The organism is Mycobacterium sp. 1081908.1 (genome assembly GCF_001673535.1).
Classification (GTDB): Bacteria; Actinomycetota; Actinomycetes; order Mycobacteriales; family Mycobacteriaceae; genus Mycobacterium.
Window position 1 is genome coordinate 1 of sequence record NZ_LZLY01000011.1, and the last position, 10,266, is coordinate 10,266.

Here is a 10,266-nt window from a genome sequence, read left to right on the forward strand (position 1 = left end):
TGCCGGCTGAACTCGACGAAGACGGGGGGCGTGGCGATGTACGTGGACACCGACGCCAAGAATTCGGCCCGCTACCTGGTGCACTTCGCCCAGTTGGGCCGCGACTGCACCAGATGCGGACTGGCCCCGCCGCGGCCCAACATCCCGCCCGCCGCTCCGCCGCCCATGCCACCCATCGGCATCGGCATCATCGGCATCCCGCCCGCCGCGGGGCCGACTCCCCCGGCGCCGCCGGGCATTTCGCCGCCCAGCCCCGACATCGCCGCGCTGACCATCCGCGCCGGCGTTGACCCCTGCCACGTCGGGGGCACCGACATCGCGCCCACCAGCCGCGCCTTGCCCAGACCCGCCGCCACGGGAGAACCCGGGCCCCCGCCGCCGAGCGGCGTCGCCGGGGCGGTGCTACCGACGAACTTCGGGACGTCGGCGCCCACCGCCGCCGCGTTGGCCAACCCCGCCGTGCCGGCGTTGGTTCCCTGTGCCAGCGACATGATCGGCGACATCAGCATGCTGACGGGCAACGTCGCGACCTGGGCCAGCGACGAGAGCGACTGCAGCGACGGCCCGGACGCCAGGGATTGGAGGGCGGCAACCAGGGCGGAAACGGCGTCGGTCGCCCCGCCACCCTGCGCCGCCATGCCGGCCAGGTCGACCGGTGGCGCCGCGAACGGTGCGAGCGACGACGCCACCGACATCGCCCCGGCGTGGTAGCCGGCCATCGCGGCGACGTCCTGGGCCCACATCTGGCCGTAGTGGAACTCCGTCGCCGCGATCGCCGGCGCGTTCTGGCCCAGAAAGTTGGTCGCCACCAACGTCATCAGCTGGACGCGGTTGGCCCCGACGGCGACCGGATGCACCGTGGCCGTCTGCGCCGCCTCGAACGCCGTCGCGGCCGCCCGGGCCTGTGCCGCCGCGCCTTCCGCCTGCGCCGCCGCGGCCGCCAGCCACGACACGTAGGGCGCCGCCGCGGCCGCCATCGCCGCCGACGCCGAGCCCCTCCACGGGCCACCGATCAGCGCCGAGACGACCGAGTCGAACGACGACGCCGACGACCGCAGGTCGGCGGCCAAGCCGTCCCACGCCGTCGCCGCCACGAACAGCGGGCCCGCGCCCGCGCCGGCATACATTCGCGCCGAATTGATTTCCGGCGGTAGCAACGAAAAGTCCGACATCACGGTCCCAACTATGCGAAGCGGTGGACCGAACTACGTCGGTCAGAACTCGTAGATTCGCGCCGGGCGGGGTCGTAGATGGTCATTCGCGCGCGCCCTAGTGGAAGAACCCGGCCTGGGAGCTGCCGTGGTTGAAGAATCCCGAGCTGAAGTTGCCCAGGTTCCCGATGCCCGACGAGAGCAGGCCCGCGAGCCCGATGCCGGTGACGTCGGCGCCCGCGTTGCCGATGCCCACGGCGAAGACGCCCGAGTTGTTGATGCCCGCGTCGACTCCGCCGCCCGTGTTGTGGAAGCCGGAGTTGAAGCCCGCGCCGGTGTTCATGAAGCCGGAGTTGTCGAAGCCCCCGTTGAAGAATCCCGAGCTCCCGGCGCCGGTGTTACCGAAACCGGAGCTGGTGATGCCGGCCGGGGTGATCGCGCTGAAGAACCCGGTGTTGAGGTCGCCGGTGTTGAAGGCGCCCGTGTTGGTGTTCCCCGCGTTCGCCCATCCCGTGTTCAACATGCCGGTGTTGAAATCCCCCGTGTTGTCCAGGCCCGTGTTGAAGCTACCGGTGTTGTCGCCGCCGGAATTTCCGAAGCCAAAGTTGGAGTTGCCCGCGTTCCCGGCACCGAAGTTGAACGACGCCCCGTTGCCGAAGCCGAAGTTGACCTCGCCGGCGTTGCCGAATCCCGTGTTCGTGACGCCCGAGTTCCAGAACCCGGTGTTGGTGTCGCCCGCGTTGCCGAAGCCGAAATTGCCGTTGCCCGAGTTGAAAAAGCCCATGTTTCCGGTGCCCGAGTTGAAGAACCCGACGTTTCCCGTGCCGGAGTTGCCGAAGCCGAGGTTGCCGCTGCCGGAGTTGAGCGCGCCGAAACCGATCTGGTTGTCGCCGGTGAGCCCGAAGCCGATGTCGTTGTTGCCGGTGTTCCCGAAGCCGAAGTCATGGCTGCCGGTGTTGCCGAAGCCGACGTCGTTGTTGCCGCGGTTCCCCGAGCCCATGTTGAAGTTGCCACGGTTTCCGCTGCCGACGTTGGTGTTGCCGAGGTTTCCGCTGCCAACGTTTCCGGCGCCGCTGTTGCCGTTGCCGAAGTTGTTGTTGCCGGCGTTCCCGCTGCCAACGTTTCCGTTCCCGAGGTTTCCCATGCCCACATTGGTGTTGCCGACGTTGCCGGCGCCCACGTTGGCATTGCCGACGTTTCCGCCGCCCAGGTTGAGGCCGCCGATGTCGCCGAGGCCCAGGTTGAGGGCCGGCAGCGCGGCGGCCTGGGTCAGCTGGGCGGCGACCGCCGACGCTCCGCCGTGATAGCCCACCATCGCCGACACGTCGGCGGCCCACATCGCCTCATACTGTGCCTCGGCCGCCGCGATCGCCGGAGCGTTGAGCCCCAACAGATTCGAGCGCACCAACGACACCACCTGACTGCGGTTGGCCGCCACCGCCGCGGGATGCACCGTCGCCGACACCGCCGCCTCAAACGCCGACGCCGCCGCCCGCGCCTGCCCCGCCGCCCCCTGCGCCCGCGCCGCCGCCGCCGACAACCACCCCACATACGGCGCCGCCGCGCTCGCCATCGCCGCCGCCGCCGGGCCCTGCCACACCGCCCCCACCAACCCCGACGTGACCGACCCGAAAGACGAAGCCGCCGAACCCAACTCGCCCGCCAAACCCTCCCACGCCGACGCCGCCCCCAACATCGAACCCGGCCCCGCACCCAAATACACCCGCGCCGAATTGATCTCCGGCGGCAACACCAAAAAATTCATCAGCTGCCCTTAGTTGAGGAAGCCCGACTGCGCGTCGCGCTTGTTGAAGAAGCCGGAGTCGTCGTTGCCCGAGTTGCCGATGCCCGAGTTGAAGACGTTCGAGTTGCCGATGCCGATGTTGTCGAAGCCGGTGTTCCCGATGCCGGCGAGGAAGCTGCCCGAGTTGCCGATGCCGACGTTGTTGCCGTTGCCCGAGTTTCGGAAGCCCGACTCGAAGGCCAGCCCGGCGTTTTGGAAGCCGGACGTATCGCCGCCCGAGTTGAAGAAGCCGGAGCTGTCCAGGCCGGTGTTGCCGAAGCCCGAGTTCTTCACCCCCGCCGGGGTGATGGCGCTGCCGAAGCCGGTGTTCAGGTTGCCCGCGTCGAAGCCGCCGGTGTTGCTCGCTCCGGAGTTTCCCCACCCGGTATTGAAGTTGCCCGCGTTGAAGTCGCCGGTGTTGAGCGAGCCGGCGTTGCCGCTGCCCGTGTTCTGGAAGCCGGAATTCCCCATCCCGAAGTTCTGGGAGCCGCCGTTGAGCATGCCCATGTTGTTCGAGCCGCCGTTGCCCACACCGAAGTTGCTGAATCCACTGTTCAGGAAGCCGGTGTTGCCCTGACCGGAGTTGGTGAAGCCGGTGCTGAAGCTGCCCGAGTTCTCGAAGCCGAAGCTGTGGTTGCCGGAGTTGAAGATGCCGACGTTGCCGGTGCCCGAGTTGAAGAAGCCGATGTTCCCGGTGCCCGAGTTGCCGAAGCCGAGGTTGCCGCTGCCGGAATTCAGTGCGCCAAAACCGATCTGGTTGTCACCCGTCAGCCCGAAGCCGATGTCGTTGTTGCCCGTGTTGCCGAAACCGATGTTGTGGTTTCCGGTGTTGGCGGCGCCGACGTTGTTGCTGCCACGGTTTCCGAAGCCCGTGTTCGCGTCGCCGCGGTTCCCGCTGCCCATGTTGCCGGAGCCCAGGTTCCCGTTGCCGACGTTGGTGTTGCCGAGGTTTCCGGCGCCGACGTTGCCGACGCCGTTGTTCCCGAAGCCGGTGTTGTTGTTGCCCGCGTTCCCACTGCCCAGGTTTTGGCTGCCGCGGTTGCCGTCGCCGATGTTTCCGATGCCGTTGTTTCCGTTGCCGACGTTGCCGTTGCCGATGTTGCCGCTGCCCAGGTTCTGGTTGCCGGTGTTGCCGCTGCCCACGTTGCCGTTGCCGTGGTTGCCGCCGCCCACATTGCCGGCGCCGACGTTGCCGATGCCCAAGTTGGCCAGGACGTTCTGCGCCGCGGCCTGCATTGGCGCCCCGATCATCGACGCGTTGGCCGCCTCGGCTTCGGCGTACAGCGCCCCGCCGGCGCTCATGGCCCGGATGAATTGCTGATGAAAGCTCGCCGCCTGCGCGCTGAGCGCCTGATAAAGCTCGGCATGCCCGGAGAACAGGGCCGCCATCGCCGCCGAGATTTCGTCGGCGCCTGCCGCTGCCACCGCGGAGGTCGGCGCCGCCGCCGCCGCGTTTGCCGCGCTCAGCGCCGAGCGGATCCCCTCCAGATCCGCCGACGCGGCCGCCAGCACCTCCGGGGCCGCTACCACGTACGACATTGCTGTCCCTCCCGCTCGCTCGCCGCCGGGCGAAGGGTCAAAACGCAGCGAATTGCGATCCCGGCCCCCGACGTGTGTTGGAAACGAGTCAAATATGCGGGGGATCGCGTCGAACTAACGTCGGTCGAATCGCGTAGATACAGGACATGAGGGGTCGTAATTGCAGCGAGGCCCGGGGTCGTAGGACCGCCCACGGCAAAGCGGCAGCCCGTGTCCGCGGGCCGGCCGTGGCGGGCTCTGCCGCCGCGATGACCTCAACACTTTTCGGTTGGTATTCGACCCTGGGTGGGTGGCATGAGCGAAACTGATGTGCGCGGGGGCAGACGGTCATGGAACAGGAGTGACCCTGGCGTCAGGGAGTTTATGCCCACAGGAACGGTGACGCTGCTGGTCGCCGATTTCGAGGGCTCCGAGCGACTGTGGAAGTCCCAGCCGGAGCAAATGACGGCCGCGCTCGTGCGGCTGGATCGCGCCGCCGCCGAGGCGGTCCCCGCCCACGACGGCGTGCTCGCGATCGCGCCGGGCGCGGGCGACAGCTTCATGGCCGCTTTCGCGCACGCGACGGACGCGGTGGCGTGTGCTGTGGAATTGCAGCGGGCGCCGCTGGCGCCGATCCGGCTGCGGATCGGCGTGCACACCGGCGAGGTCCAGCTGGACGAGGTGGGCGACTATGTCGGCTCGACGCCCGAGCGGGCGGCCCACCTGCGCGAGCTGGCGCACGGCGGCCAAATCCTGCTCTCGGGCATCACCCGCGACCTGGTGGTCGACCAGTTGCCGGCCGACGCCTGGCTGACCGATCTCGGCACCCATCAGCTCGGCGACCTGCCGCGGCCCGAACGGGTGGCGCAGCTGTGCCACTCGGAGCTGGACGTCGAATTCCCGCCGCTGCGCACCAGCGGCAGCGTGGTTCCGCACGGGCTTCCGGTGCAGCTGACCCGGTTCGTCGGCCGCGTCACCCTGACCAACGACGTCGTCAAGGCGCTGTCCGAGAACCGGCTGGTGACCCTGGCCGGCGCCGGCGGCGTCGGCAAGACCCGCCTGGCGGTTCAGGTCGCCGCGCAGGCGGCGGCCGAGTTCGACGGCAACGTGTGGTTCGTCGATCTGACGCCGGTCACCGACCCCGAGGTGGTGCCGGTCGCGGCGCTTCGCGCGCTCGGCCTGCCCGACCAGCCGGGCCGCTCGGCGACGGACACGCTGGTGCGGTTCCTCGGCGACCGTCAGGTCCTGCTGGTTCTGGACAACTGCGAGCACCTGATCGACGAGTGCGCCGACCTGACGGTCGCGCTGCTGGGAGCCTGCGCCCAGTTGACGATCCTGGCCACCAGCCGCGAGCCGATCGGGGTGGCCGGCGAGGTGACGTGGCGGGTGCCGTCGCTGTCGCTCGCCGACGAGGCGATCGAGCTGTTCGTCGACCGTGCCCGCCTGGCCCGGCCCGACTTCGGCATCGCCGTCGACGACACCGCCGCCGTGCGCGAGATCTGCGACCGCCTGGACGGCCTGCCCCTTGGGATCGAGCTCGCGGCGGCGCGCGTGCGCATGATGTCGCTGACCGAGATCCTCGACGGGCTGCGCAACCGGTTCCGGCTGGTCACCCGCGTGCGTCCGGGCACCCGTCGCAAACGGACGCTGGGGGAATCGGTCGACTGGTCTCACGAACTGCTGAGCGAGCCCGAGCGCATCCTGTTTCGCCGGCTGGCGGTCTTCCGGGCCGGGTTCGACCTCGACGCCGCGCGGATCATCGGCGATGGCGACCCCGCGCAGCAAGTCCAGATCCTCGATCGGCTCGCCCAGCTGGTGGACAAGTCCCTTGTCGTCGCCGAAAACGCCGGTGACAGGACCCGCTTCCGGCTGCTCGACACGGTGCGCCACTACGCGATGGCCAAGCTGCTGGAATCCGGTGAGTCCGACCAGGTGCACGCGCGCCACCGCGATTACTACGCCGCGCTGGCCGCCCTGCTGGACAGCCCCGCGGACCCCGATCACCAGCGCCGCATCGAACAGGTCGAGATCGAGATCGACAACCTGCGGGCCGCGTTCGCGTGGAGCCGGCAAACCGGTGACATCGAGCGCGCGCTGGAGCTGACGTCGTCGCTGCAACCGCTCTGGCAGACCCGCGGCCGCATCCAGGAGGGGCTGGCCTGGTTCGACGCCACCCTCCCCGAGGACGACGCGGCGATCTCGGCCGTTGTGCGCGGGCGCGCCCTCGCCGACAAGGCCGCCCTGGACGCGTCGCGCAGCATCGGCGACAACCTCGAGCAGGCGCACCAGGCCGTCGCGATCGCGCGCGAGATCGACGATCCCGCGCTGCTGGCGCGCGCGCTCACCGCCTGCGGCGCGATCGCTTCCTACAGCGCCGACGCGGCCCGCCCGTACCTGGCCGAGGCCATCGGCATCGCGCGCACGCTGGGCGACCAATGGCGGCTGACCCAGATCCTGACCTGGCAGGCGAACGGCGCGTTCTACGCGGGGGATCCCGTCGCCGCGGAGGCGACCTCCCAAGAGGGCTGCGAACTGGCCGCCTCGATCGGCGACCGGTTCCACGCACGCTCGTGCCACTGGACCCTCGGCTTGGCGCACATGATGAAGGGCGAGTTGGTCAAAGCCCTCGAGCAGTTCGACGCGGTCACCGCCGACGCCGACGCGGCGCACGACGTCCTGTTCCGGTGGGGCGCGCGGCTGAGCCTCAGCCTCGCGCTCTCCTTCCAAGGCCAGGTCGAGGCGGCCGCGGCCGCGGCCAGCGCGTCGCTGGAAGCGGCGTCCGATCTGTGGCCGTACAACGAGGGATTCAGCTACGCGGTGCTGGCCACCGCGGCGCTGGCCGCCGGCGATATCGACGCGGCGGCCGCGGCCACCGAGGCGGCGCAGCAGCGGGTGACCGCGGAGGGCGAGCTGGGTGCGGCGATCGCCAACCCGATCGCCGAGGTCGCCCTGGCGCGCGGCGACCTCATCGAGGCCGGGCGCTGGGCGGACCACCAGGTCGCCACGTCGGCGGGCTGGCACCTGGCGCGGGCGCTGACCCGGCGCGCGCGCGTCGCGATCGCCAAGGGCGAGCCGGATCGGGCGGAGCGCGACGCCCACAAGGCGCTCGGCTGCGCCGCGGAGTGCGGGGCGCACCTGGCCGTCCCCGACATCCTCGAGTGCCTCGGGCAGCTGGCCGCCGACGGCCTGAACCATCGCGACGCGGCGCGGCTCCTCGGCGCCGCCGACAAGATCCGACGGCAGCTCGGCGCGGTCCGGTTCCGTGTCTACGACCCCGATCACGCGCGGACGGTCGAGAGCCTTCGCGACGCCATGGGCGAGCACGACTTCGACGGCGCGTGGGCGGAAGGCGCCGGGCTCTCGCTCGACGAGGCCGTCGCATACGCGCGGCGCGGCCGCGGGGAACGCAAGCGCCCGACGAGCGGCTGGGCCTCCCTCACCCCGACCGAACGCGACGTCGCGCGGCTGGTCGCCGACGGGCTGGCCAACAACGAGATTGCGGCGCGGCTGTTCATCTCCCGGCGCACGGTACAGACCCATCTCACGCACGTGTACGCCAAGCTGGGCATCAGCTCTCGCGTGCAGCTCGCCCAGGAAGTGGCCGGTCGCGGCTGAGCCGCGGATAGTCAAATAGGACTAAGCACCGCCACGGGGCAAATCTACGACCCCCAACCGCGCATCATTTACGAGCTTTGACCGACGTTTCGCCGCCACACCCGCCCGCATTGTTGACGTGACCACGTCGGGCTGGGATAGCGACGCGCATCCCCCGAACGCTCGATGGCAACCGGGAGGACTGCGATGTCGTTTTTAACAGTGGCGCCGGACGCGCTGGCGTCGGTCGCGACGGATCTGGAGAACATCGGATCGGCGCTCAGCGCAGCGCATGCGGCAGCGGCGGGCCCGACCACTGCGGTGCTGGCCGCCGGCGCCGACGAGGTGTCGGCGGCGTTGTCCACTCTGTTCTCCGGCCACGGCCAGGCGTTTCAGGCGCTCGGCGCCGAGGCGGCGCTGTTCCATCAGCAATTCACCCAGACGATGAGCACCAGCGGGGCGATGTTCGCGGCCGCCGAAGCGGCCAACGTGTCGCCGCTGCAGACCCTGCTCGACGCGGTCAACGCGCCGGTCCAGGCGGCGACGGGGCGCCCACTGATCGGCAACGGCGTCAACGGGGCGCCGGGGACCGGGCAAAACGGGACCGACGGCGGATGGTTGATCGGCAACGGCGGCGCCGGCGGATCGGGCATCGGCGGCGGCACCAACGGGGGTGCCGGCGGGAACGGCGGGAACGGCGGGCTGATCGGCAACGGCGGCGCCGGCGGTGCCGGCGGAACCCCCTTGGCCCTGGCCGGCGCCGGTGGAACGGGCGGCCACGGCGGATCGGCGGGGCTGTTCGGCTCCGGTGGCGCCGGCGGGGCCGGCGGCAACTCGGACGTCGGGACCGGCGGGAACGGCGGGGCCGGCGGCAACGCCGGCATGCTCTTCGGCGCGGCCGGGACGGGCGGCGCCGGCGGGCGCACCGACAGCATCACGCTTCCCGGCGGGGACGGCGGCGCCGGCGGCGCCGGCGGGATGTTCTCCAGCGGGGGTGCGGGCGGTCTCGGCGGGGCGAGCGTGAGCGGCACCGGCGGCACCGGCGGGGCCGGCGGCGCCGGCGGGATGTTCGGAGCCGGTGGCGCGGGCGGGGGCGGCGGTACCACCAACGGCGGCAGCGGTGGGCTGGGCGGAGCCGGCGGGACCGGCGGGCTGTTCGGGGCCGGCGGCGACGGCGGGACCGGCGGGCACGGCTCAACCTTCGGCGGGGCCGGCGGCGCCGGCGGCAACGCCGGCATGCTCAGCATGGGAGCCGGCGGGGCCGGCGGCGCCGGAGGCGAGAGCATCACCCCGGCGGTCGGCATCGGCGGGGCCGGCGGCGCCGGCGGCAACGCCGGCCTGCTCTTCGGCGACGGCGGCGCAGGAGGCAATGGCGGGTTCGGCCCGCAGACCGGCGGGCGCGGTGGGGCGGGCGGCGCCGCCGGCATCCTCACCGGCTCCGGGGGCGCCGGCGGCTCCGGCGGCGACGGCCTGACCGCCCAGGGCGGGGCCGGGGGCGCCGGGGGCAGGTCGGGCCTCATCGGCGACGGCGGCAACGGCGGCAATGGGGGCACGGCCCAGGGCGCCACCAGCAGCGTCGGTGGCGCGGGCGGAGCCGGCGGCAACGGCATGCTGATCGGCGACGGCGGAAACGGCGGCAACGGGGGCCTCGGCCAGGTGCGGGGAGTGACGGGCACCGGCGGCATCGGCGGTCAGCTGCTGGGCCTGGACGGCTTCAACGCGCCCGCCGCTTCCTCTTTGGGACCGCTGCACGCCCTGCAGCAGCAGACCCTCAACGCGATCAACGCGCCCGTGCAGGCGGCCACCGGCCACCCGCTGATCGGCAACGGCGCCAACGGGGCTCCGGGCACGGGGGCCGCCGGCGGGGCCGGCGGGCTGCTGTTCGGCAACGGCGGGACCGGCGGCTCAGGGACGGCCGGCGCGGCCGGCGGCCATGGCGGGGCCGGCGGCGGACTGTTCGGCTCCGGCGGCGCGGGCGGCACCGGCGGCGCGTCGGCGACCGGCAACGGCGGGGCCGGCGGTGCCGGCGGCGACGCCGGGCTGTTCGGCTCCGGCGGCACCGGCGGGGCCGGCGGACGGGCACCCGCCAGTGCCAACGGCGGTGCGGGCGGGGCCGGCGGCAACGCCGGCTTGTTCGCCGGCGCGGCCGGGGGCCGCCGGATCGGGCACCTCTGGGTTGAGCCTGTTCTACGTGCCCAAGTATCTGTTCGACCCCGAGGC

At 71.8% G+C, this 10,266-nt stretch carries 4 protein-coding genes and 3 pseudogenes; 4 read left to right on the top strand and 3 right to left on the bottom strand.

What is annotated here, in order from left to right; translation table 11 throughout:
- Positions 1-71: 71 nt before the first annotated feature.
- The 3 genes from A5655_RS01630 to A5655_RS01640 all read right to left on the bottom strand — a co-directional run bounded on the left by A5655_RS01630 (position 72) and on the right by A5655_RS01640 (position 4,473).
- Positions 72-1,172, bottom strand: coding sequence for a PPE family protein (locus A5655_RS01630; RefSeq protein WP_156764646.1), 1,101 nt, complete (start codon positions 1,170-1,172; stop codon positions 72-74).
- Between the two features lie 97 nt (positions 1,173-1,269).
- The gene (locus A5655_RS01635) at positions 1,270-2,916 is read right to left on the bottom strand and encodes a PPE family protein (protein ID WP_067004875.1); all 1,647 of its coding nucleotides are present in this window, start codon (positions 2,914-2,916) and stop codon (positions 1,270-1,272) included.
- Positions 2,917-2,925: 9 nt separating this feature from the next.
- Positions 2,926-4,473, bottom strand: coding sequence for a PE family protein (locus A5655_RS01640; protein WP_067004877.1), 1,548 nt, complete (start codon positions 4,471-4,473; stop codon positions 2,926-2,928).
- Between the two features lie 363 nt (positions 4,474-4,836).
- Here A5655_RS01640 and A5655_RS01645 point away from each other — a divergent pair, with 363 nt between their 5' ends.
- From A5655_RS01645 to A5655_RS29330, 4 genes and pseudogenes are all read left to right on the top strand, one after another.
- A complete protein-coding gene (locus A5655_RS01645) occupies positions 4,837-8,067 on the top strand; it encodes a LuxR family transcriptional regulator (protein WP_231999042.1) in 3,231 nt (1,076 codons plus the stop codon).
- A 186-nt stretch (positions 8,068-8,253) separates the two neighbouring features.
- Positions 8,254-8,475: pseudogene (locus A5655_RS29320) on the top strand (PE family protein); the annotation flags it as partial.
- 1,350 nt (positions 8,476-9,825) lie between these two features.
- Positions 9,826-9,921 (top strand): annotated as a pseudogene (locus tag A5655_RS29325) (PE family protein); the annotation flags it as partial.
- A gap of 265 nt (positions 9,922-10,186) precedes the next feature.
- Positions 10,187-10,266 (top strand): annotated as a pseudogene (locus tag A5655_RS29330) (hypothetical protein); the annotation flags it as partial.